We start from the raw sequence: 23,551 nt of genomic DNA on the forward strand, positions 1-23,551 counted from the left end.
TGGATGCCTTTGTTACACAGTAGTCGATGCCCCTTTGCGCTTTACCAAAGGGATCAGTAAACTGCTGAATCCTATCGGTGAACTGATTTATTAAAAGCAGTATTGCCCCTAAAAAAGGCCGCTGATTAGCGGCCTTTTTTAATCGAACATTTGTTCGCGCTATTCTGCTGCAATAGGCACTACTGGCACAATTCTAGTGCCATGTTTTACCACGGTATTCATAATACTAAAATGCAGTTCTTCAGAGACCAACTGAAACTCAGCAAAGTCGGTAGTACCGATGTAAGCAAACACATTGAGTTGCAGCCCGTGTAAGCCAAAACCTTTGAATGTAACTCTTAACGGTGTCTCATCTACTTTTTCATGCTCGATGAGGAGTGCACGTATATCTTCGATGATGCCATGTAACTGCGCTGTCGTGGTTTTATAATCCAAGCGGATATCAGTCTTTAAACGGATTTTTTCGCGCTCCGATATGTTTTCAATATCCATTTCAGATAAACGCGCGTTAGGTACGTTTATCACCGTTCTATCAATTGTCCTAATGCGAGTGCAACGTAGACCAATCTCTTCTACGGTTCCCGTAATAGTCCCAAATCGACCAACATCCCCAACCCTTATAGGTGCTGATGAGTATAGGGTGATGGTACCAATAAAGTTCTCAATAGATTGCTTAGAGGCTAATGCGATCGCAACACCACCAATACCAAGACCAGCAAGAATTGTGGAAGCATCAAAACCAAGATGTTCTAGCCAGATCAAAATAGTCAGCGCAACTAAAATCACTCGAAGAAAGTTTGCTAATGGCCGCAGTAAAGAAGCGGTTTGGCTCTTACCCTGATTAATCCAACGTAGGCGCAAACTGTTTTGCAGTACATCCGCTAAGTTCCAGATAAACCAAATGACGGCGATAACCAGTAAGAAACCGGTATTAATGGCTTCCATCACATTGGCGGAAAGCGTGGTATTTGCCATCCATATCCGGACTAATAGTAATGCAAGTAAAAAGCGTGAAGGCCCAACGACAAGATGCGCGACATCATCTTTATATTGATATTCGCTGCGCAAAATGAGTTTTTTTGCAAACCAAGTTAACGGGATAATAACGAGCAATGCCAAGATTAAGTAACTAATCAGCAGCGCCCATTCCCACAAGTTAAGTTTAAAGAGGTGACCTTGTGGAATATTTTGTACGTACCACTCAACGACTGGCCCATAACCCAGTTCGCTATAAAGCATCGGCACTTTAGCCACCGTCGCATTCGATATCTTCCAGATTTTACCTAGCTGTTTATCGGGTACTTTTTGCAGTAACAGTGTTATCTCATTACCTTTAACTTCAACTCTGCCAAAAGCATCTCGGTAATTTGGCAGTTGGTCATCGCTAGTACCACTTGGTACATCACTGATCTCTTCCAGATTAACCCAAAGATTACGCTCTATAATTGCTACTAGTTGCTTTGCGTATTCTGGCCCTAGCTCTTTTGACATACCTTCTGGCAAATAACGTAAATCTAAGTATTTGGAGGCCTTTTCGAAGTTCTGTTCAAATGTTGCTTCAAAAAAACCTTCAATTGTGCCTCGTGGTGTATCTCTAAATAAGCTGTCTTTATATTCATAAGTACTGGCTTTAAAGCTCGTCGGTTGCGCCTCTTCAGTAGGTTCTGCAGCCTGTTTAACAGCACTCACTAGCCCTGTAGCGCCATATGCCACGGATATATTGCCCATTAGCATGACTAACAGTAGAGAGAAAATAATCCTTGTCATCGAAAGACTCCATTTTGATACACCGATGTTTAATAAACATCGACAAAATATGATTAATCAAATATTAGTCAACCTAGCACTGATTAACGTATTGTTAACACTTAATAATAAACTATCTTAAACACAAGCGTTTTAATTTTATTAGTTGACAAGATTCATTTACTCGATATAATCCAGTCAGTTTTTAGAGATATACCCTTTTTTGATATACTTTCACCGCCTTCTGTAAACATCCACGATTCGTCGTTTGATCCCCACATAAGCGTTATCACAACTGGTTCAATCATCTTAATAGACAGTCATTTTACTGTCATATCTTTATGCTTTACTTGGTTCAGCTTGAGATTAGTTTTGTTTTTGCGACATAAACAACACATTCGTTAACAAAACTGACTACAAGTCACTTGTATAAGCATAAAAAGATGAGTACTCTCGAATTGAACTTAAATTCATCTTTCGCAAAAATGCTAAGGATATCTTATTGTTATAAATCACTACCAACTTGGTAGCTTTAATAAAAGGAGTGTGACCATATGTCATACCTAGTAAATGGACACGAAATTACAGTCAACTTTCCAGTAGATTCAATTTCAGTCAACAAATCTTCAATCGCCTTCACAGACAGTCAAGGCAAAAACAGACAGACTTTTTCAAAGCGCACTGAAGCGCTTAAATTTATGAATTGGTTATTGTCTTCAAGTAAGTAAAACCGACTTTTCGATACAACTCCTCTCACTCGTATCGATAGTTTGTCTTCATAGGCAAACGAATAGGACTGAAACATATTCAGCTATTTAGTCATCTTCATTTGGTTTAGGCTTTACCTCTGCTCAGGTATCTAGCCTAACCAAATGGAAATTCCTCCCCCCAGAAAAAAAGAAACAATCCTAAGCTCACAATACTGCCGTATATTTACGTTGGTAACGTGGCAACATCGTCTCATTTCCTAATAAACCACCTTGATGAATGTAGATAATCGCTGCATCTGGATATTCGGATAAATACTGCTCTACACACATCCAACCCTTAGGATCATACAGTAATTCAAACTCAATCCCCTGCTCACCCACTTTACGCCAAATGTCATAAAAGATTTTATATAGCTTTCCGAAATGATATTTTTTAGCTGTGCTTATTATCTCTGGGTGAAATGAAGTGTCATTGATTAGCTCAGAAAACTGCTGGTTAAGGTAGTCTTCATCTCCTACACAAGCACATGTCATTACTTTTATGTTGTTATTATTAAGTACAAAATATTCATTTAAGAATACCGCAGTAGTGCCGGTTCCAGACGGAAGAAAAACAGTCAATTCATCTAGCTGACTAGACGCGAACCAATTGACAATCTCTTTTGCAAGTTGGTGTACCCCTTCCCGAGCATAAAGACAACGGCCTCCCTCAGGAACAAACAAAGCCTTACTATCATTTGGTAGCACATCTTGCTCGATATACTCTTTACAGCCTCTACCCTTCCTATCAGCAACCAAAGATAGATCGATGACGTTTGCGCCATTCTCGACAGCCGCAGCATAATTTCCCTTTGACGATGCTAAAACTTGCGCTGCAATATGATCAGTATAAAAATCAAGTTTCCAGCCTTTTAATTTAGCTAAAGCTGACATTGAATAAAGCGAGTTTGCAACAGGAGAACCATAACCGACTAATCGGGTGATACCAGGGAAGTCGTTATGTAGAAAGTAAGCAAATTTACGTGCCTTATTACCAGAGAAATCTTTATGTAACAGATCATCTCTTTTTACAAAAACACGGCAACCATTAAAGTCGATACTATCAACTGGAGTGTGAGTAAACACAGCAAATTCTCTTAATGTAATGAGTGACTATTGTAACGCTTTACTTAGTGCAGTTTTGACCTCGATGTAAAAAAATCACTAACTTTTGGTCTATTCCGTTATTCGAAAACATTCATAAACCCCCAAACAGCATATAAAACAACCAACCAACACATGGCGTGATAATTGCTTTATACAATATAGCAGTGCCCACAGGGCAGTATATTTTTATAGTGAGGGATCTTTCATGGCAGTTTTACGCTTAGTGTTTAATATAGCTTGGTTTGTGTTGGGCGGTTTTGTAATGGGGCTAGCGTGGTGGTTAGCCGGCCTTTTGTGCTTTATTACCATTATTGGGATCCCATTCGGACGAGCTTGTTTCGTTATCGGTGAGATGACTTTTTGGCCATTCGGTCAAGACTCTATAAGTCGCCGCTCAATCACAGGGGTGGAAGATTTAGGCACGGGTGCTTTTGGTATGCTGGGCAATATTGTTTGGTTTTTATTGTTTGGTATCTGGCTTGCGATTGGTCATATCGTTCACGCTTTTGCATGCGCCGTTACCATTATTGGTATTCCGTTTGCAATACAGCATTTAAAGCTCGCCATTTTGAGCTTAACCCCTATAGGTCAAACCGTGGTAGCAAAAGCTTAAGCCTATGACAAAAGCACTTTTTCCAGCTGCGCAATTAGCGCAGCTGGACAATCTAAACTAATATCATGTCCCGCCGCTTCAAACTCAATCAGTTCAGTTTTATAATAAAGTGACAGTTGTACACTACAACTGGGATTAACTAGCCTATCAGAGCTGCCATTGAAAACAAAAATGGGCTGCTGTAAATTATCAGGGGTTTGAAAGTTAGCACAGGCCCATATTTGCCGAACGACATTATGCATCTTGCTTCGATAATCTAATCTGAGTTCACTCCAATGCTCACACATCGCTTGATTGTCACCATAACGCTCACTCGAGAGTTTAAGCGCTGTGCACTCTAACCAATGCACCGCCCCCTGCTTAACTCGCCCCAGATAGGCAGTAACGATGGCTTTTAGATTAAACCTTGCATACCAAGGAGATAAGTTAGCCGCACTTGCGTTGATAACAACCACCTTGCTTACTTTTTGTGGCGCTAAGCGAGCCATTTCAAGCGCGATCATTGCGCCCATAGAAAGCCCTATAAGACAGTTGTCATTGCCTGTTAGTTGTTTAACTAATGCCTTAGCGTATGCCGTTATGGTTAGCGGGCTGGTGCAATCACTCAATGTCCCATTGCCTAACGTATCGAGCGCGATAACATCAATTTTATTTGCTGCCACTTGCACCGTTAAATCATCTTCAAATTCTCGCCAATGACGCTTATCTCGCATCAGGCCCCTAATGAGTACCCAGCTTTGCATAGTCCGTCCTTAATTATCTTTTAGGCCTGCTGTCTTTTATAGTTATCTTTAGTCATACCAGTCTTGCATTGCAGCAGCGTATTGACGAGTTAATAACTCACAACTCATGTCCTCTATAGCTCGGCTCGCCGCTAAGTCCATTAGAAACTGCATCAATACAGTGTGTTTTCGCAACGTTCTAACATGTCGATGTTGCTTTTGAGGGTTAAATAAACCGGCAAAATTGAATAGCTGTCGTGGGTTTTTCTTTACCCATGCCCAAGAGCCCATCTCCAATGTCAAAGGCAACAACGGCGCGTCATTTTGCTTCATTGCCAAATAATCCCATATATCACCATGAGTACGATAAATAAGGCTCTGGGGGGAGAACTGATAATGATTATGGTGCGGGAAGCTTGCTTTATAAAGCTGCTTTAAATGGTAAATTTGGCCTAGACTCTTTATCGGTTGATGAGACCCTGCAAACGGAAACCAAATATGATCTGATAGTCCAAATCCTGAGTGTGCATCCAGTGAAATAACACTAGAAGCATTTGATCGCAATAATTCTACATAGTTGATTAAGGCGGCGGTTTCCGGCTCCACCCCTTTTTTGCCTCGATACCAGGGTAATAGCGGAGTCACTCTTTGCCCCCCCACTAAAAAAGTCACTTTCGTTGTCGCATCAATTGGCGCGTTACGCATTAAATCAACTTGCTGACCATTGCACCGAGTACCATTTAGCAAGCCTATTGGATTAACGATAGGCACAAATGCAATTCTAATTTTTGTTAACAGAATTTGTAACTGACTATCCCAGTCCAGCCTGGCTAATAGGCTTTCGAGTAAAGCGAGGATCACTTGAGTGCCAATTCTTTCAACTCCATGTACACCTCCGACAAACAGCACACAAGGCTTGTCTGCTGCTTCACTGCCTAGTTCAGCACAAATGACAGGGAAAGACTGATTTTTATAAGTCAATTCAGTTAGTGTTTTGGCTCGCAATTGTGGAAAGGATTCAATAAGGGTTGTTAGTGTATTGAGTTCTGGTGGCGTTATCTGCATCATACCACTTGCAAAAGAGATGAATAATGTCGTAAAAATAACAGCAGATTAAGACAAAGTGAGGTCAGCTACATGACAATATCTAACGGGTGATATCTAATCGTTCGAGCCTAATCAAACGAACTTAATCGACCATGTTGTCTTTTAATATTTTATCGACATCTATTTGTTTCAAACCTCGATTAAACAAGTCTCGCCACTTCTTTCCCTCTACATTATTTTTAAAGGCAATATAGAGTTCTTTCTTTGTCAGTGTACGCTTATTTAACTGAACTCGACTGGCGACAGACTCCATATCGGGTTGCGCAAGCAGGTAACGCAACACATAAACGTCAATAACCGCAGCGTCAATTCGTCCAGACACCACTTTTTTAATGTTATGGATGTCAGACGCGACCACTTCAACAGGCTGAACACCTTGAGCTATCATGTTATCGAGTTGCTCGGTATTGACATAACCTTGCACCACACCAATATTGTATTGGTTAAGATCGCTTTGCTCTGACCAACTAATAGGATGGCGTTTTTGCTCAACCAGTCCCAGCGGGCTGCTTCCCATCGAGTCTGAAAAAACAAACTTTTCTGTTGGATAAGCATATTCTGGTAAATATCCAGAGTATTTTGAGTCCGCTCTTGAAGCCATTCTTACCGCTCGGCTCCATGGATAAAAATCGACCTCCACTTTATGGCCTACCGCCGCAAGAGCAGCTCGCGTGATAGCAATACTCGCGCCCTCATTTTTGAGCTGACTTCCAGAATAAGGCGGCCAATGCAATGATGTTAAGTACAGGGTATCAGCACTCACCATTGGTGAGAAGCAAGCCGCTATCAGTAGCAACCGCCTAAGCGCTGGAACAATATTAATCGTTCGGCGTACATAATCCATTAAATAACAACACATGTGTATTTCGCAGCCTTTCGTTTAGTAAGCCGTTTCAGTTTAAATGCTCTCGTGATGACTCACTGTCATTACCACCTATTTTAGTCAATAGTGCCGATATCACCAAGGTCACTGTACAAAACAATGTTATCGCTTATTGGTTATAAAGAGTCAATTTGGACTAAAGTGGCTCTTGAGGATGCAAAAACAAACAGAAAAGGATTTGTTACAGTTAGGTCAAGAACTGCAGATTAAATGCGCATATACTAAACGCTATAACGCTAAATGAATGAACCTGCGCATAACGCGCCATGCATCTTTTAGCTGCAAATACATACACCCTTGGAGTCAAAGATGTTAAAAAGAGCACTTATCACCATTGTGGGTGGTTTATTAACCCTAACAGGTGCAGCACTGATCATTCTGCCAGGTCCAGCTTGGTTGCTTTTACCTATTGGCTTAGCCGTATTAAGCATTGAATATCCTTGGGCTCATCGTTGGCTAAAGAAGAGTCAAAACCACATGAGTAACACCGCTCGCTGGCTCGATAGAAAAATCCTGCTGCGTAAGATGAAACGATAACAACCATTATGTTACTCAATGGTGATAACCATCACCATTTCTAGGGCAAAAGGTAAATCACTGCAGCCACCCCTACCAAGGCTATTGTCACTAGTCTGCGACCAAGGTCGCAATAAATCAATCCAAACTAACGATAGCCTCAATCGAAACAAAGCGTTACCTACTATAAAGATAACTATTTATTATGGCCTTAGAAATATAACCACAATTATTGTAAGCTTATAGGATAACCATGCTAAAACTGACCACACTCACTATCGCTATTGCAGCAATCTGTTCTGCTAGTTCATTTGCAGCAAGTGAACCTATTGAAATAATCCCCGCAGCGGTCATCACTAATCCAGAAAAAGTTGAACTGGGTAAAATGCTATTTTTCGAGCCTAGACTGTCTAAATCTGGTTATATCTCATGCAACTCTTGCCACAACCTATCACTTGGCGGCGTTGATGCTCTGCCAACATCTATTGGTCATCATTGGCAGCAAGGTCCTATAAACTCACCCACAGTATTGAATGCTGAATACGGCTTAGCCCAATTTTGGGATGGCAGAGCTAAAGATTTGCAAGAGCAAGCCGGTGGTCCGATTGCCAATCCTAAAGAGATGGGCTTTAGCCATGAACTCGCGGTTGATACTATTCGCTCTATGCCAGCGTATCAAGCACGCTTTGCCAGCGTGTATCAAACAAACAATATCAGTATTGATGCCATAACGGATGCCATTGCTGAATTTGAAAAGACACTAGTAACACCTAATGCACCTTTCGACCAATACTTGCTTGGCGATAAAAGTGCCATTAATAGCGATGCTAAAGCCGGCTACCAGCTTTTTAAAGACAAAGGATGTGTCAGTTGCCACAATGGACCAGCCGTTGGCGGGACGATGTACATGAAGATGGGGCTAGTAAAACCTTTCCATACAAAGAATCCTGCTGAAGGACGAAAAGGGGTTACGGGTAAAGAAGCCGATAAATCTGTCTTTAAAGTACCTACGTTAAGGAATATAGAGCTAACCTACCCTTACTTCCATGACGGCAGTGTATGGAACCTTGCTGACGCCGTGAATACCATGGCAGATATTCAACTAGGTCAAGCTTTAACAGCGACAGAAACCAAGCAAATGGTGTCGTTTTTAAATTCGCTTACAGGCGAGCAACCACAGATAGTCTTACCTATATTGCCACCTTCAACACCGAATACGCCAAGACCAGTGCCTTTTGCAGACTAAATAATCTAAACTCGATTTAAAATATGATTACAGTAAAAAGCCGCTAAATGCGGCTTTTTATTTTCAAATTAATGTTCTATCTACTCGTTACATAACAGGTTCAAAAGATAATGCTTTAAATCGTTCTGCAATTGCATTAAGCACTCCTTGGCGGCGCATATTACTCAATACACCGGGACTAAATCGGTCTAATCTCGACATGGCGGTGACCAATAACTGGCACTCATATAACGTGGCGTCGGCAATATACTCAGGACGTTCAACCATATAACTATTGTTATACCACTCATCCCATTTAAAGCTTTCGAGTAATAATCCTTCACGTGCTAGATCAGCCACAAACTCTTGTAAACGTTTGTCCGACACAAAATGGTTACCAATAACAAGATCTTTAGCATACTCATTATATAAACCAGTAGCGTGGCTCTGTATTGTTGAGTTGTTCATACTGTACCTCCGTTTAGAACTGGTCTTTTGCCTCGGTGTATAGAGGACAAATATGCAGAATGTGTAAACATTCATTTGCATAAGCCATACCAGCTTTTAATGAGGTAATTCTAATTGAAGGTAACTGAACACAACCTTAACAACGGCTAGTCAAATTAAACTATTGTTATAAAAGAAATAAATACAGTATCATGAAATAAATCCGTTTTCTCAATACGCTATAAAGCGTTAATAAAGCATCACTGAATACCTAGAAATCTTATTTTGGCCGCCTTACTCAAGTCCACTTTCAACGGTTATTGCAAGATGTAGTCGCAATTTGCAATAACGATACTAAAGCTTGATGAAGCCTAACATTGAGCCCGCTACAAAATTTACCCCCCGCTGAATGATGTTATTACTTGTTGCCAACACATCTGCTCGACTCCCGCTTATCTGTTGGCTAAACACGATAAGGACGACAAACAAAAAGGTAGAAAGAGGAGAAGCTCTGCCGCCTGAATGGCAGAAGAAACTCAAAGCAGAAGACAGATTAGGCAATAATCAATTTTAAAGAGCTAGGATAACGGCACCTGTAGACTCTTATGGCAACATAGCCATAGAGAGTCATCGATTAATCTTAATCGTAAGATCAGAGAGAGAATCGACATTAGATTAAAGATAACTTACACCCAAGTAAAAACGTCATCCTTAATAAATGATTAAGTTGATGCGGGCGGGTCTTCGGCATTAAACTCCTCCATTATCAACTCGGTAAACAGACGCCCTGCTTTGCCGAGTGGCCGCTCCATGGTAGAGACCAATTGCGGCGTAAAGCTGTAGCGGTTACCACCATTGAAATCGACTTCGGCTAACTGACCACTGGCTAGCTCCTCTGTTATCAAAAAGTCTGGCATCCATCCAAACCCTAATCCCATCAACAGAGCATTTTTTTTCATAATAAAGCCCGAAAGATAGAACACCTTATCACCACCAAACTGCAGCTCATCGCGGTATCGTTTCTCGGGTGAAGAATCTTCAATGGTTAATTCAACATGACGTTGCAGTTCAAATAGGCTGATATTTTTTTCGCTGGCCAAGGAGTGACTATTGGCAACAACCAAAATACTGGTAATTTGCGGTAAGGCTTGCGGCCGGTAATTGGGACCCGTTCGATAATCTTTAACCAACATTAAATCGGCACTGTCCCGTTCGAAGCGATCCTGTACGCCGCCCAAAAACTCCATATTCAATTGTACTTTTGTGGGTATTTGCTGCTCAGCCATTCGTTTTAGTGCCCGCATAATTGGCTTCATTGGCAATGCTCCATCAACCACTAGCTCCAACTTGGGTTCCCAGCCCTCACTAAATCTGCTGGCTAAATGCTCAATATTTGCTAGGTATTGCAGCAACCTTTGGCCTTCAGCCAAGATAACTTTGCCCTCTGGCGTTAATTCTGCGCGGTATTGATCGCGACAAAAAAGATTTACACCTAGGTGTTGCTCTAGCTTTTTGACTTGATAGCTCACTGCCGACTGCGCTTTGTGCAATCGCTCTGCAGCCTTAGCAAAACTGCCTTCTTCGACTAATACTTGCAGTACTTTAAACGCATCTACATCAATACGCATTTGGCTCTCCTAGCGTAAACACAAACATACCATCTATTTTTTAGATGGAGATAGAGTAATTATTATTCTTTTTTTTGCGGGTGTTAGCAACTAAATTGATACCTAGATCACGTTATCGACTAGATAAGTGCAATGTGCACATTACAAGGAAAGCCAGTATGCCATTTTATGTGAAGCAAGGGAGCATTCCCACAAAGCGTCATATCACATTTAAAAAAGACAATGGGGAGCTCTATCGTGAAGAGCTCTTTTCAACTCATGGCTTTTCCAATATCTACTCCAATAAGTATCACCATAATATGCCGACCAAGGCATTAGAAGTTGCACCTTACAGTCTGTCTCATGGTAAGGACTGGCAAGACTCTTTAATTCAAAACTATAAGCTTGATACTAAGCTGGCTGATAGTGAAGGTAACTTCTTTAATGCTCGCAATAAAATATTCTTCAATAATGATGTTGCGATGTACACCGCTAAGGTCACAGAAGATACAGACGAGTTTTATCGTAATGCCTATGCTGACGAAGTGGTGTTTATCCACGAAGGTGAAGGAACGCTTTATAGTGAGTATGGCGCTTTAGCGGTTAAAAAGTGGGATTACTTGATTATTCCGCGCGGTACCACCTATCAATTGAAATTCAGTAATTATAGTACTGCCCGCCTATTTGTTATTGAGTCTTCAACCATGGTTGAAGTGCCAAAACATTTTCGCAACGAATACGGACAGATGCTCGAGTCGGCGCCTTATTGTGAACGAGATATCCGCACTCCTGAGCTACAACAAGCTATCGTCGAAAAAGGCAATTTCTCTTTAGTCTGTAAGTTCGGTGATAAGTATCAACTGACCTCGCTAGAGTGGCATCCATTTGATTTAGTCGGTTGGGACGGTTGTGTATACCCGTGGGCTTTCAATATCCAAGAGTATGCGCCGAAAGTGGGTAAAATCCACCTTCCACCATCCGACCATATTGTCTTTACAGCGCATAACTTTGTGATCTGTAACTTTGTACCACGTCCATACGATTTCCACCCTCAATCGATTCCAGCGCCCTACTACCATTCAAATATAGATAGTGATGAAGTGCTCTATTACGTTGATGGCGACTTTATGAGCCGTACCGGTATTGAAGCGGGCTACATGACATTGCATCAAAAAGGGGTGCCTCATGGACCACAACCGGGTCGCACCGAAGCCTCAATAGGCAAAACAGAAACCTACGAATACGCAGTGATGGTCGATACTTTCGCCCCACTCAAATTAACTGAACATGTAAAGAACTGCATGAGCATCGACTACAACCGTTCTTGGATTGAAAGCTAAGCAATTAACCAAGCACACCGGCCGTCAACGTAATGGCTAGTCTGAATTGATAAAGGATATAACAATGGCAAGCGAAAAAAACCCACTAGGCCTACTCGGTATTGAATTTACTGAGTTTGCGACACCTGATCAAGATTACATGCATCAGGTATTTATCGATTTCGGTTTTTCTTTGTTGAAGAAATCTAAGTCAAAAGATATTTTGTACTACAAGCAAAATGACATCAATTTTTTGCTTAATACTGAGCGTAAAGGGTTTTCTGCTGAATTTGCTAAGAGTCATGGTCCAGCCATTTGCTCAATGGGCTGGCGTGTTGAAGATGCTAACCTCGCCTTCGAAGGTGCAGTAGCGCGTGGCGCCAAGCCTGCAACTGATGCAGCATTGAAAGATATGCCATACCCCGCCATTTATGGCATTGGTGATAGCCTTATCTACTTTATCGATACCTTTGGCGAGTCAGACAACATTTATGCCACTGACTTTGAAGATTTAGATGAGCAAGTAATCACTCAGGAAAAAGGCTTTATTGAAGTCGACCACCTAACCAATAACGTCTACAAAGGAACGATGGAGCATTGGTCAAACTTCTACAAAAATATTTTTGGCTTTACCGAAGTACGTTACTTTGACATTAAAGGCTCAAAAACCGCGCTTGTTTCTTATGCGCTACGTTCGCCTGATGGTAGCTTCTGCATTCCGATCAACGAAGGCAAAGGCAGTGACAAAAACCAAATCGATGAATACTTACGTGAATATGACGGACCGGGTGTACAGCATTTAGCTTTCAGAAGCCGTGATATTGTAGGCTCTTTAGATGCGATGGAAGGTTCATCAATTCAAACTTTGGATATTATTCCTGAGTACTACGAGACTATCTTTGAGAAGTTACCCCAAGTCACTGAAGATCATGACCGTATTAAACATCACCAGATCCTGGTTGACGGTGATGATGATGGTTATTTACTGCAGATTTTCACCAAAAACCTGTTTGGTCCTATTTTTATTGAGATCATTCAACGTAAAAATAATGAAGGATTTGGTGAAGGTAACTTTAAAGCATTATTTGAATCAATTGAACGTGATCAGCAACGACGCGGCGTACTTTAATACAGCACGTTAATTAAAGTGCTGGCATAAGAACGTTTATAACACCTTACCTCTCCATGATAAAACCAGCTATAGCCTTATCAATTGGCTAAGCTGGTTTTTTTCTACCCCATAGTCTCCATATTTATAACTCGTTTGTATCCAAAGCTCATCATCTTCTCTACAATGACGCTTCCGTTTGCCCCAAGTGACTAAACCCTTTTAAACTCACGAGACTTGCCACGCCATGCCTGATATCGCTTTACTCGCCGTATTTTTACCGACCTTCTTTTTCGTCTCAATTACACCCGGTATGTGTATGACATTAGCCATGACACTTGGTATGAGCATTGGTGTTCGCCGCACTATGTGGATGATGCTAGGCGAGTTGGTTGGTGTCGCATTAGTCGCTGTAGCGGCGGTCATGGGAGTTGCTAGCATTATGCTCCATTACCCTGAGATGTTTGCAGTACTCAAGTGGGTTGGCGGTCTTTATCTCGCCTATATTGGCGTTAACATGTGGCGTTCGAAAGGAAGAATGGCATTAGTCGAAGGTCAAACTGCACCGAGTGTTGGCAATATAGAGCTGATGACACAAGGCTTTATGACCGCGATTGCTAACCCCAAAGGGTGGGCTTTTATGGTTTCGCTATTACCGCCATTTATTAGCGTAGAGCGCGAAGTTGCGCCACAGCTGCTAGCCCTACTCAGTATTATTATGCTTACCGAGTTCACCAGCATGATGGCCTATGCCACTGGCGGTAAAAGTTTACGCGTCTTTTTAAGTCGCGGTGACAACATTAAGTGGATGAACCGTATTGCAGGTTCGCTAATGATTGCGGTCGGCTTTTGGTTGGCGTTAGGCTAGGAGCTAGCTAGGACCAACAGCTTCGCTATTTCTTAGCTGGGGTCTTGTCGATAAGGTAGCTTGCTGGTTAATTGCTGCATATAAGTTTTAATATTGTCAGCTTCCTGAAAAGTAAAGTTTTCAATCGCACTGCGAAACTCAGGGTGAATAACCTCGTGAGTAGAGTATGTCGCCATAGGCTCAAAACCGCGTGCGACCTTATGCTCACCTTGCGCGCCTGCGTCAAACACGGCTAAATTGTGGGTAATGCAGTATTCAATGCCCTGGTAATAACAGGCTTCAAAATGCAGCCCATCTATATCGACTAAACTGCCCCAGTATCGACCATAGAGATGCGTTGTTGATTTAAAATACAGCGCAGAAGCCACCACTTCGCCTTCGATGTCATGCACCAACAATAACAAGATATTTTCAGGCATCGTTTTAGCTATCGACTCAAAAAAAGCCAAGTTTAAATAACCGGAATGCCCTGAACGTTTTGTATAGGTTTGTCGATAACAGGCATAAAAGGTATGCCACATTGCTGTCGTCGCTTGCGCTGCATTGATAAATTCAAAGCGCAGCTCGTGTGGCGTCAATTTAGCGCGTTCTTTGTTAATGTCTTTACGCTTACGAGATGTCAGTGCCGCTAAAAAATCATCAAAATGTTGATAACCTTTATTTTGCCAATGAAACTGAGTACTGAGTCGTTTCAAGCAAGAGTGGCTGTCTTCAGCAGATTTGGACATCTCTATGAACTGCTCTTTTGGCAGGAATAAACAATGCCAGCTAGAAAACCCATGCTCTAATAAACTGCCATCAAGCGCTTTTTTAATTACATCCCACACTAATGACGGTTGAGTAATATCACTGGCAATACCGATACGTTTGCCTGTAACTGGGGTAAATGGAATAGCAGAAACAAGCTTTGGATAATAAGGGATTTGATGTTTATCGTAAGCCTCAGCCCAAGCCCAATCAAAGATATACTCCCCATAGGAGTGTGTCTTAATGTACAGCGGCATGACAGCAATGATCCGAGAGGACTGACGCACTAACAGATGTAACGGAGTCCAACCCGTTTGCTGACTGACACAGCCACTATGTTCTAGCGCCGCTAAATAAGCGTGTTGATTAAAGGGATTATTATCATCCATTAAATCATCCCAAATACTCGCATCCACAGCATCGATAGCGCGAATAAACTCTAAGCTTAGATCCAACTCTGCTCGCGGTGGCGGAGCCACTTTTAACTGATTTTTGTCCAAACTTAATCCCTGAGCCTTTAATAAAACTGATGTTAAATAAGCCAGTTAGCGCCTAATGCTGCACCTTTAGCCTATCGCTATTGCATTTAATTGCGATAAGCGTCACATTGCTAAACTCAAATGAAGAGTTGAACTCAAGACCTAGAGTTAACCAGGCGCTAACGTCGAGTTAACCAAGAGATTCAACCGCAATAGACAATACAAAAAATACAAAGGATTGAAAATGCGTATGTTTAAGAGCTTAGCATTTGCCATCTCCATGGCAATTCCACTCACAACTCTAACATTAACCGCCAGCGCCCCGCTATCGGTTAATGCTGCTGAAACTTCCATATACAGCCATATGGCAACAGCTCTCCCCGTATGGGCCGAGCACGGTATGGTCGCGAGCCAAGAAGCATTGGCCACAAGGGCGGGGGTTGAAATTCTTAAACAAGGTGGTAATGCTGTCGATGCTGCTGTTGCCGTAGGATTCAGTCTTGCTGTGACTCTGCCGCGCGCCGGTAATATTGGTGGCGGTGGTTTTATGTTGGTTCATTTAGCCGAACAGAACAAAACCATCGCAATTGATTATCGTGAAATGGCCCCTGCTAGCGCGCACAAAGATATCTTTCTCGATGAGAATGGCAATGCCGTCAATAAACTTAGCCGTGAGCATGGCTTGGCAGTTGGCGTACCGGGCACCGTCATGGGTATGGAATTGGCATTACAAAACTACGGCACCATGACCATGACGCAAGTGACTCAGGCCGCGATTAAAATGGCTAAAGATGGCATCATCGTCACGCCCGATCTATCATCCTCGTTAACAGGTTTAAAAAGACGCATAGCACAGTGGCCAAGCTCTGCTGCAGTGTTTTACAAAAAAGACAATTCCGACTATCAAATTGGTGACACGCTTAAACAGCCAGAGCTAGCTCACTCGCTATCACTCATCGCAACACAGGGCAGTAAGGGCTTTTATCAAGGTGAAACAGCTGAGAAAATTGTCACAGCAATTAAAGCGGCTGGCGGGATAATGACCCTTGATGATCTAAAAACCTACCAAGCTATCGAAAGAAAGCCCGTAACAGGCAATTACCGAGGCTACCAAGTGGTATCAATGCCGCCTCCCTCCTCTGGCGGAGTGCATATTATTGAGATGCTCAACATACTCGAGCAATACCCTATTGATAAGTTAGGTCACAATACCGCTGCCACTTTGCATTTAATGACAGAGGCGATGAAAAGAGCTTATGCCGACCGTAGTGAGTATTTAGGTGACCCAGACTTCGTCAATGTTCCCGTCGAGGCTTTGACTAACAAAGATTACGCGAAAGCCTTAGCTAAAAAAATCAACATGAATAAGACCACGCCCAGCAGTGAGATAAAACCAGGTAACATAGCGCCTTATGAAAGTAATCAGACCACCCATTATTCTGTCGTGGATAAGTGGGGCAATGCAGTTTCTAATACTTACACGCTCAACTTCAGTTATGGCTCAGGTCTAGTCGCTAAAGGAACGGGGATTTTACTCAATAACGAGATGGACGACTTTTCAGCAAAACCAGGTGTACCCAACGGTTTTGGCTTAATTGGCGGAGACGCAAATGCGGTTGAAGGCAGAAAACGCCCCTTGAGTTCAATGAGTCCGACGATGGTGATGAAAGACGGTAAACCTTACATCATCACTGGCAGTCCAGGCGGTTCACGCATCATCACCACCACCTTACAAGTAATAATGAACGTAATCGACCATGGCCTGAACATCGCAGAAGCCACTAATGCTGCGCGTATTCATCACCAATGGTTGCCCGATGTGCTACGTGTAGAACATACGTTAAACCGCGATACTCGCGACCTACTTGAAGCCAAGGGACATCACATAAAGGTGAATAACTCGATGGGTTCAACTCAATCAATTATGGTCACTGACCAAGGTATTTTCGGTTCATCGGACCCTCGCCGAGCGGGCAGCGAAACCGTCGGTTACTAACGCATAAGAGATAATAAAAGGCGCTTCAACATTGGTTGAAGCGCCTTTTTTATTGCTAGCCTAACGTCATTTTATACACAGAAAAGAGCTTAAAAGTCTTGCTCACCTTTTATCGCTGTTGGAAAACCGCTAATGGCTTTGGAGGTTTGCATTCCGGCCATTGTTGCCGCTTCAACACAACTGGCATTAATGCCAGTTTTTATCCAATCGCCAGTGACGAAAAGGTTATCTATCCCCGTACCATCAGTTGCGATACGATACTGCGTACTGCCTTTTACTGACATCACATAACGCTCAGACGGGTCGACATTGGCTCGCCAGTATTGGCTATCAAACCTCGCTACGCCAGAAGCCCCACTCTCATCATGTAACCACTTCCATGGGAATGATCCTGCTGTATCAGCCAGAGAACTGCCCGGCGTAGGAACATTGCCCCAGAGTTTATAGATTTGATGAGTAAGCTGGCCAATGGCCCCGGCTTTTGCCTCTAATGTCTTTTGAGTTTGAAAATCGATATCACTGCTCGGTGGATAACTATCGACAGGTAAAGCCGAGCAAAAGTAACTGGCATTTTTAGGTTGTATCGCTGGCCAGTCTTCTTTATCGATAAGGTGAGTTAATGATGCCCACGTATCAAAAGGTTCTGTAAAGCCAGACAGCACTGGCTCTTCACCATTATCAGGTGTTAAAGGCCAACCGATCCCGGCTAAATCTTGATCCATCCACAACTGATAAGCCTGCGTTGCAACCGTTTTGACTTTATCAACACTTAGGCTTAATGCTTCGCTCTGTGCCATCACTTCGCTGGCTACATGGGGTACAGAGCCTATTGAAAGGCCAAAGATCACTTTGTCAAAATCCTTGCCCTTAACCAAGCGCTTTTTCGGTAATGCATGGCCATAGTGTGACTGGTACACCTCGTCCCAATTGCTCCAAAAATGCTCCAAGTTAATATCATGCTCTTGCATTATCTGTGCTTGAATAGGCTCCAGCTGGTCTAAATTTGGTTTGCTAGGCCAACAATCTAAGCCTTTCACATCCACCAGTGGTGAGTATGATTGCAGCCCCTCTTTTAAAGCCACTTGCTCGGTGATCTCAATCGCCTGAATACTGGCATTTCTGCATTCAAGGTTGTCGACTTTATTGAAGAAATGAAAATTAACGCCACGGCGTTTAAGCACTTCATAATAAGGCGTAAACACGGTATCGCCCATACCTGCTTGCATCTCCCACATCACTCCGCCTTGATAGCAAAGCGCAATGCGCATCATAGACCGAATAATCGTCCCGGCCTCAAGATTCGGTTTGTCAAAGTTGCCTTTTTCATAAGCAAACACCAGATCATAAAAACCACGTACTGGTGCAGAATCAACCGTGAATGTTTGGTTAGCACCGTGCTTGGTTAGCCACTCTCGATAATCATAATCATTGATCACATCAAAACCGTGCTTGAACACGTCATCAACGAACATACCTTTCAGAATGGTCAAACCCAAATCCGCAGCAATGTACAAGCGGCGCAGCTCATCATTGGTTTCTAATTTGTCGACAAAACGCTCTTCTAGGCGTGCTCTGAAGGCATCAACCGCGGACTCGACAAAACCGCCTTCATCTTCAGTATCATGATGATGTGCTTCACAGTCACGACCGATCATTTGATTGAAATGACATTCCAACTTATCGGCAAGTGATGACAAACTCTCTTTTGCGTCATCAATTGAGTCTTCAATGCTGTCGTTTAGCTGTTCAAACCATTCACGACTGAACCAATGCACTGGCCTTGCAGACTCTTTAGTCGCAGCGGTATCTTCATTTTCTAGTGCATCTAGCAGATCGTCCATCTCAGTTAACCAGTGGCGGATCCAGCTAAACGCCGCCTTGACCACTTTCCACAGTGTTAGCACTTCAGTACTGTCACCAGGCAAGCCATTACGTTCAGGAAATTGAATAGGCCAACTATCAGAATCACCACCCACATCTTCTTGCAGCACAATAAAATTATGCGGTTTAAAGGCATCTAAAAAAGTTGCGAGTGGTGCCCCCGCCGGTCTATCAAGTTCTTCGTACGCTTTACGCATTAAGCTAAAGGCATTTTGATAGAATCCAAACCATATATGCAGGCCATGCTCTTCAATACGTTGGCCTTTTTCAGCATTACGCCCACTGGCACCTTTACCGCCAATACGCCAGCCCATTTGATAAACATCTATCTCATAACGATTTTGCCAACCTGGTTGCTCCGTTAGGCAAACTGCAGCCGTCATTGCGGCAACGCCGCCTCCCAATATCGCGATTTTCTCTTTTTTAACGATCGAGTTATCGACAAGTACCTCGCCTTGCGGTACCTCAAAGTCGAAGTTAACATGGTAAGGCAACAGTACATGCTGCTCGCCCAGCTCAACACCAAGTGAGTCTTTAAATGAGAATGAAGCATTGTCAAAAATGGTCGCCAGCAAGTCATTTTCTAATAACGCAATGGAATGCACTTTATTCACTTTGGCTGGCGCTGCGGTAATGGCTTGATACACCGCTTTATTACCCGCGCTATCCGGTAACTGCTTGAGAAACACTTGATCGATTGCAGGTTTAAACAACAAACTAAACAATTGATTTTCACCCAGCTTATCAAGCTCAGGGATAAAGTCAGTCTGCGATTTAAATAAGTCCCATGTCTGGCTAATCGCTTCTAATGTCGATAGTTGTTGCTCTTCCGCTGCCTCGCAATCAACGCTAAGTAGGGGGTGAATGGCAAGTTCACTCTCCGCTGAGAACACCTTAAAGCTTTTAGCAGATAAGCTAAGCTTCGTTAGCGGCGCTCCCACCTCAGGCATTTCGTACTCGCACATGTATTTGGGATAGCCAAAAAGCTCACGGCCATTAATTAATGCCATCGCGTCGTTGACAAAAATATGTAACGGGTGGAAGTAAACATGACTCACATCATCACTGTCACTGCTGTTTTGCCTCCCCACCATCACCCAAGTGACAATATCAGTTTCTTGGATCCAGCCTTTATCTCGATCTTGAGGATCCTCAGAATAGGCTTTTTCTACCCGAGTAAAACTGGTTAACACATAGGGTGATAACACTTTGAAATACATGGCACTGCAAGCCACTTGATTAAGACAGGTATCGATAGATTTTTGCAGATTTGCCATTTTGCCTTTTAAGAAAAAGCCGTACATATCCGCTTTACTTAACATCAGTGGTGAGTGCATTAACATTGAGCCAGGGGGATAGATAAAATTGGGGCGTTGAGCGTCCATTGCCAGTTTCCTGTAAGTTCCAGAGTAAAAGTAGTTAACCCCTTATTAAACCAGTAAAAACACTGTTATACCAATGCCATTAAATATGTGATCAATTCAGAGCTCTCTGAAGGCTTTCAATGCTAAGCACATTGTTGAAAAAATGGTTATGCCCTTTCGAGACAATGCAACGCACGAATGGGAGTCCTGAGAAGCTCACAAATTTACTTCATGCTGCGCATGTGGCGTTCGATATGCACAACATTGTCTATTTTTTCCAAACGAAATAAGACATGCCCTTTCTCCATAAAGCTCAGATGAGGAAGCTATAGTAACGCAGGAGCAACAATCCACTCACTTGCCTACAGTGATTGAGATCACTCGCATAGTGAGGAACTATTTAGTAGCGTGGGTATTAAACAATGGCAATACGTTTCTGCTCTGCCACGTTACATCTCAGTCTAACATCGAGTAAGTTTGTAGCTTGCAGTCAATAAAAAAACGCAGCCAATGGGCTGCGTTTTTATTGTTTTAAACGATTGAGATTTGCTTAGTCACCAAAATCATCGAGTAAAATATTTTCAGGTTCCACGCCTAAGCTTTCAAGCAAGTGGATCACTGACGAGTTCATAATTGGAGGGCCACACATGTAAAACTCACAATCTTCTGGCGCTTTATGATCACGCAGATAGTTTTCAAATAAGACATTGTGAATAAAGCCGGTGTAACCTGTCCAGTTATCTTCAGGTAACGGATCAGACAGTGCCACATGCCAAACAAAGTTTTCATTCTCTGCAGCAAGCGCATCAAAATCCTCTTGGTAAAACACTTCACGTGTTGAACGAGCGCCATACCAGAAGCTCATCTTACGCTGAGTTTTTTTACTCTTAAGTTGGTCGAATATGTGTGAACGCATCGGTGCCATACCCGCACCACCGCCAACAAATATCATTTCAGCATCCGTTTCTTTGACAAAGAACTCGCCAAATGGACCTGAAATCGTCACCATGTCACCCGCTTTCAGGTTAAAGATATACGACGACATCTTACCCGGTGCCACTTTATCATTTGGCGGCGTAGCAATACGCACGTTCAGCATGATGGTGCCTTTCTCGTCTGGATAGTTAGCCATTGAGTATGCACGTAGCACTTCTTCATCGACTTTAGAGACTAACTTAAAGAGGTCGTACTTAACCCAATCATCACGATATTCAGCTGGAATATCGAAATCAGCATAGTTAACTTTATGTGCCGGCGCTTCAATTTGAATGTAGCCACCTGCTTTGAAGAGTACGTCCTCTCCTTCAGGAAGTTTAAGCAGCAACTCTTTGATGAACGTCGCAGTGTTATTATTTGAAATAACCTCACACTGCCATTTTTTAACACCAAAGATCTCCTCTTCAACTTCGAGTTCCATATCGGTTTTCACAGAGACTTGGCACGCTAAGCGACAACCTTCCTTCGCTTCTTTCTTACTGATATGATCTCGCTCGGTAGCCAAAATATCACCACCGCCCGATTTAACGGTCACTCGGCATTGGCCACACGTTCCGCCGCCACCACACGCTGATGGAATAAAGATATTCTTACTTGCGAGTGCCCCGAGTAATTTATCACCCGCTGAAGTTGAAATGCTTTTCTCTGCATCATCATTAATACGAATGTTGACATCACCCGTAGACACCAATTTACTTTTGGCGAACAAAATCACCATGACCAAGATGCTAACCACAACGGTGAACATACCGATACCAATTGCCATTTCCATCGAATCTACCTTTTGTTTAATTCGTTTTCATTAAGTCGTTTTATTGCTAACAGACTTAAATAGAAATACCAGAGAAAGCCATAAAGCCTAACGCCATCAAGCCTGTGGTAATAAAGACAATCCCAATGCCTTGCAGACCTTCTGGTATTGCATGGAATTTCATCCGCTCTCTAAGTCCTGCGAGCATGACAATGGCCATCGCCCAACCAAAGCCTGAACCTGCTGCAAACACCACGGACTCGCCTAGATTGTAATCGCGGTTAGCCATGAAAATAACACCAGCAAAAATCGCGCAGTTTACCGTCAGCAAAGGTAAGAAAATACCTAAAGAGTCATAAAGTGCAGGAATGTACTTGTCTAAGAACATCTCTAGGATTTGCACCAGCGCAGCGATAACACCGATAAAGGTGATTAACTGTAGGTAGCTCAAGTCCAATGCTGGATATCCTGCCCATGCAAGTGCACCAGGTGCTAAGATATTGGCATAAATCAACTGGTTAAGAGGGACAGCTAAGACCATCACAACGATAACCGCAACACCCAATCCGAAAGACGTCGATACTTTTTTAGATACTGCTAAAAAGGTACACATTCCCATAAAGAACGAGAGCGCCATATTGTCGATAAACGCCGCCTGAATAAACAGGTTTATATAATGTTCCATATCGCTTACTACCCTCGTTTACGCTGAATGACGTTTATTGACCAAATCATTAAGCCAATTAAGAAAAACGCACTTGGCGGTAACTTGAACATTTCATTGGCTAAATACCAGCCACCGTTTTCAACAGTCTTTAGAATTTCATGCCCAAATAAGGTGCCGCTACCCAAGAGTTCACGTACAAACGCGACGCCTAATAAGATAACGCCGTAACCCATAGCATTACCGACAGCATCAACCACGGCGAGATGCGGCGGATTCTTCATGGCAAACGCTTCTGCGCGTCCCATAATGATGCAGTTGGTAATAATCAATCCAACGAATACTGAAAGCTGACGTGATAATTCATAAGCGATGTCTTGCAATACCATATCCACGATAATCACTAATGAAGCAATAATCGTCATTTGCGCAATAATACGAACACTATTTGGGATCAGAGAACGTATGCTTGAGATAATGAGGTTTGAAAACACCAATACAAACGTCACGGCCAATGTCATCACCAATGCAGTTTGCATTGAGTTACTGACGGCCAGTGCCGAACAAACGCCAAGTACTTGCATGGCGACTGGGTTATTACTAAAAATGGGACTGGTTAAAATGTCACGAGTCGATGCAGTTTGAGTACTCATCAA

19 protein-coding genes and 1 pseudogene are annotated in these 23,551 nt (G+C 42.7%); 8 read left to right on the top strand and 12 right to left on the bottom strand.

Annotated elements, in window-relative coordinates; genetic code table 11:
• Positions 1-94 (top strand): annotated as a pseudogene (locus tag CXF82_RS22600) (anti-sigma factor); the annotation flags it as partial.
• A gap of 65 nt (positions 95-159) precedes the next feature.
• On the opposite strand, the gene CXF82_RS12005 reads toward CXF82_RS22600, so the two are convergent.
• Both CXF82_RS12005 and CXF82_RS12015 read right to left on the bottom strand, forming a co-directional pair.
• Complete coding sequence (locus tag CXF82_RS12005; RefSeq protein WP_101091070.1) at positions 160-1,767, bottom strand: mechanosensitive ion channel family protein; 1,608 nt, start codon at positions 1,765-1,767, stop codon at positions 160-162.
• A gap of 893 nt (positions 1,768-2,660) precedes the next feature.
• A complete protein-coding gene (locus CXF82_RS12015) occupies positions 2,661-3,581 on the bottom strand; it encodes a pyridoxal-phosphate dependent enzyme (RefSeq protein WP_102044248.1) in 921 nt (306 codons plus the stop codon).
• Between the two features lie 226 nt (positions 3,582-3,807).
• On the opposite strand from CXF82_RS12015, the gene CXF82_RS12020 reads away from it, so the two are divergent.
• On the top strand, positions 3,808-4,215 hold the full coding sequence (locus CXF82_RS12020; protein WP_101091072.1) for a YccF domain-containing protein: 408 nt from the start codon (positions 3,808-3,810) through the stop codon (positions 4,213-4,215).
• Positions 4,216-4,217: 2 nt separating this feature from the next.
• On the opposite strand, the gene CXF82_RS12025 is transcribed toward CXF82_RS12020, so the two are convergent.
• The 3 genes from CXF82_RS12025 to CXF82_RS12035 all read right to left on the bottom strand — a co-directional run bounded on the left by CXF82_RS12025 (position 4,218) and on the right by CXF82_RS12035 (position 6,810).
• Entirely contained in the window at positions 4,218-4,958 is a 741-nt protein-coding gene (locus CXF82_RS12025) for an alpha/beta fold hydrolase (protein ID WP_102044249.1), read from the bottom strand.
• Between the two features lie 48 nt (positions 4,959-5,006).
• Positions 5,007-6,002, bottom strand: coding sequence for a M14 family zinc carboxypeptidase (locus CXF82_RS12030; RefSeq protein WP_101091074.1), 996 nt, complete (start codon positions 6,000-6,002; stop codon positions 5,007-5,009).
• A 124-nt stretch (positions 6,003-6,126) separates the two neighbouring features.
• Positions 6,127-6,810, bottom strand: a complete 684-nt coding sequence (locus CXF82_RS12035; protein ID WP_232775195.1) for a substrate-binding periplasmic protein — start codon at positions 6,808-6,810, stop codon at positions 6,127-6,129.
• Between the two features lie 426 nt (positions 6,811-7,236).
• Between CXF82_RS12035 and CXF82_RS12040 the strand changes: the two genes are divergently transcribed.
• The gene (locus tag CXF82_RS12040) at positions 7,237-7,464 is read left to right on the top strand and encodes a PGPGW domain-containing protein (RefSeq protein ID WP_101091076.1); all 228 of its coding nucleotides are present in this window, start codon (positions 7,237-7,239) and stop codon (positions 7,462-7,464) included.
• Between the two features lie 232 nt (positions 7,465-7,696).
• Entirely contained in the window at positions 7,697-8,689 is a 993-nt protein-coding gene (locus CXF82_RS12045; protein WP_101091077.1) for a cytochrome-c peroxidase, read from the top strand.
• Positions 8,690-8,776: 87 nt separating this feature from the next.
• On the opposite strand, the gene CXF82_RS12050 is transcribed toward CXF82_RS12045, so the two are convergent.
• A complete protein-coding gene (locus CXF82_RS12050; RefSeq protein WP_101091078.1) occupies positions 8,777-9,136 on the bottom strand; it encodes a DUF6508 domain-containing protein in 360 nt (119 codons plus the stop codon).
• A gap of 701 nt (positions 9,137-9,837) precedes the next feature.
• Complete coding sequence (locus tag CXF82_RS12055) at positions 9,838-10,743, bottom strand: LysR family transcriptional regulator (RefSeq protein WP_101091079.1); 906 nt, start codon at positions 10,741-10,743, stop codon at positions 9,838-9,840.
• A 158-nt stretch (positions 10,744-10,901) separates the two neighbouring features.
• Between CXF82_RS12055 and CXF82_RS12060 the strand changes: the two genes are divergently transcribed.
• The 3 genes from CXF82_RS12060 (at position 10,902) to CXF82_RS12070 (ending at position 14,017) form a co-directional block, all read left to right on the top strand.
• Entirely contained in the window at positions 10,902-12,062 is a 1,161-nt protein-coding gene (locus CXF82_RS12060) for a homogentisate 1,2-dioxygenase (RefSeq protein ID WP_101091080.1), read from the top strand.
• Between the two features lie 64 nt (positions 12,063-12,126).
• Positions 12,127-13,170, top strand: a complete 1,044-nt coding sequence (hppD, locus tag CXF82_RS12065; protein ID WP_102040042.1) for a 4-hydroxyphenylpyruvate dioxygenase — start codon at positions 12,127-12,129, stop codon at positions 13,168-13,170.
• Positions 13,171-13,396: 226 nt separating this feature from the next.
• A complete protein-coding gene (locus tag CXF82_RS12070) occupies positions 13,397-14,017 on the top strand; it encodes a LysE family translocator (protein ID WP_102040041.1) in 621 nt (206 codons plus the stop codon).
• 32 nt (positions 14,018-14,049) lie between these two features.
• Here the strand turns inward: CXF82_RS12070 and CXF82_RS12075 are convergent, their stop codons facing one another.
• Positions 14,050-15,264, bottom strand: coding sequence for a GNAT family N-acetyltransferase (locus CXF82_RS12075; protein ID WP_257982778.1), 1,215 nt, complete (start codon positions 15,262-15,264; stop codon positions 14,050-14,052).
• A 223-nt stretch (positions 15,265-15,487) separates the two neighbouring features.
• On the opposite strand from CXF82_RS12075, the gene ggt reads away from it, so the two are divergent.
• Positions 15,488-17,239, top strand: a complete 1,752-nt coding sequence (gene ggt / locus CXF82_RS12080; protein ID WP_102044250.1) for a gamma-glutamyltransferase — start codon at positions 15,488-15,490, stop codon at positions 17,237-17,239.
• Positions 17,240-17,328: 89 nt separating this feature from the next.
• Here ggt and CXF82_RS12085 read toward each other — a convergent pair whose 3' ends face one another.
• The 4 genes from CXF82_RS12085 to CXF82_RS12100 form a co-directional block, all read right to left on the bottom strand.
• A complete protein-coding gene (locus tag CXF82_RS12085; protein ID WP_102044251.1) occupies positions 17,329-20,505 on the bottom strand; it encodes an NAD(P)-binding protein in 3,177 nt (1,058 codons plus the stop codon).
• A 529-nt stretch (positions 20,506-21,034) separates the two neighbouring features.
• Positions 21,035-22,252 carry an NADH:ubiquinone reductase (Na(+)-transporting) subunit F gene (gene nqrF, locus CXF82_RS12090; protein WP_101091085.1) on the bottom strand — a complete coding sequence of 406 codons (1,218 nt, stop codon included), beginning with the start codon at positions 22,250-22,252 and terminating at the stop codon, positions 21,035-21,037.
• Between the two features lie 55 nt (positions 22,253-22,307).
• The gene (gene nqrE / locus CXF82_RS12095; RefSeq protein WP_102040038.1) at positions 22,308-22,916 is read right to left on the bottom strand and encodes an NADH:ubiquinone reductase (Na(+)-transporting) subunit E; all 609 of its coding nucleotides are present in this window, start codon (positions 22,914-22,916) and stop codon (positions 22,308-22,310) included.
• A gap of 8 nt (positions 22,917-22,924) precedes the next feature.
• Entirely contained in the window at positions 22,925-23,548 is a 624-nt protein-coding gene (locus CXF82_RS12100; RefSeq protein ID WP_101091087.1) for an NADH:ubiquinone reductase (Na(+)-transporting) subunit D, read from the bottom strand.
• Between the last annotated feature and the right edge of the window lie 3 nt (positions 23,549-23,551).

Origin of the sequence: Shewanella sp. GutDb-MelDb, assembly GCF_002836075.1 — a bacterium.
Classification (GTDB): Bacteria; Pseudomonadota; Gammaproteobacteria; order Enterobacterales; family Shewanellaceae; genus Shewanella.

What these genes read in the sequence shown, in the direction of transcription:
- CXF82_RS12005 (WP_101091070.1), bottom strand. Translation starts at nt 1,767, where the DNA reads ATGACAAGGATTATTTTCTCTCTACTGTTAGTCATGCTAATGGGCAAT.
- CXF82_RS12020 (WP_101091072.1), top strand. Translation starts at nt 3,808, where the DNA reads ATGGCAGTTTTACGCTTAGTGTTTAATATAGCTTGGTTTGTGTTGGGC.
- CXF82_RS12025 (WP_102044249.1), bottom strand. Translation starts at nt 4,958, where the DNA reads ATGCAAAGCTGGGTACTCATTAGGGGCCTGATGCGAGATAAGCGTCAT.
- CXF82_RS12030 (WP_101091074.1), bottom strand. Translation starts at nt 6,002, where the DNA reads ATGCAGATAACGCCACCAGAACTCAATACACTAACAACCCTTATTGAA.
- CXF82_RS12035 (WP_232775195.1), bottom strand. Translation starts at nt 6,810, where the DNA reads ATGGTGAGTGCTGATACCCTGTACTTAACATCATTGCATTGGCCGCCT.
- CXF82_RS12040 (WP_101091076.1), top strand. Translation starts at nt 7,237, where the DNA reads ATGTTAAAAAGAGCACTTATCACCATTGTGGGTGGTTTATTAACCCTA.
- CXF82_RS12045 (WP_101091077.1), top strand. Translation starts at nt 7,697, where the DNA reads ATGCTAAAACTGACCACACTCACTATCGCTATTGCAGCAATCTGTTCT.
- CXF82_RS12050 (WP_101091078.1), bottom strand. Translation starts at nt 9,136, where the DNA reads ATGAACAACTCAACAATACAGAGCCACGCTACTGGTTTATATAATGAG.
- CXF82_RS12055 (WP_101091079.1), bottom strand. Translation starts at nt 10,743, where the DNA reads ATGCGTATTGATGTAGATGCGTTTAAAGTACTGCAAGTATTAGTCGAA.
- CXF82_RS12060 (WP_101091080.1), top strand. Translation starts at nt 10,902, where the DNA reads ATGCCATTTTATGTGAAGCAAGGGAGCATTCCCACAAAGCGTCATATC.
- hppD (WP_102040042.1), top strand. Translation starts at nt 12,127, where the DNA reads ATGGCAAGCGAAAAAAACCCACTAGGCCTACTCGGTATTGAATTTACT.
- CXF82_RS12070 (WP_102040041.1), top strand. Translation starts at nt 13,397, where the DNA reads ATGCCTGATATCGCTTTACTCGCCGTATTTTTACCGACCTTCTTTTTC.
- ggt (WP_102044250.1), top strand. Translation starts at nt 15,488, where the DNA reads ATGCGTATGTTTAAGAGCTTAGCATTTGCCATCTCCATGGCAATTCCA.
- CXF82_RS12085 (WP_102044251.1), bottom strand. Translation starts at nt 20,505, where the DNA reads ATGGACGCTCAACGCCCCAATTTTATCTATCCCCCTGGCTCAATGTTA.
- nqrF (WP_101091085.1), bottom strand. Translation starts at nt 22,252, where the DNA reads ATGGAAATGGCAATTGGTATCGGTATGTTCACCGTTGTGGTTAGCATC.
- nqrE (WP_102040038.1), bottom strand. Translation starts at nt 22,916, where the DNA reads ATGGAACATTATATAAACCTGTTTATTCAGGCGGCGTTTATCGACAAT.
- CXF82_RS12100 (WP_101091087.1), bottom strand. Translation starts at nt 23,548, where the DNA reads ATGAGTACTCAAACTGCATCGACTCGTGACATTTTAACCAGTCCCATT.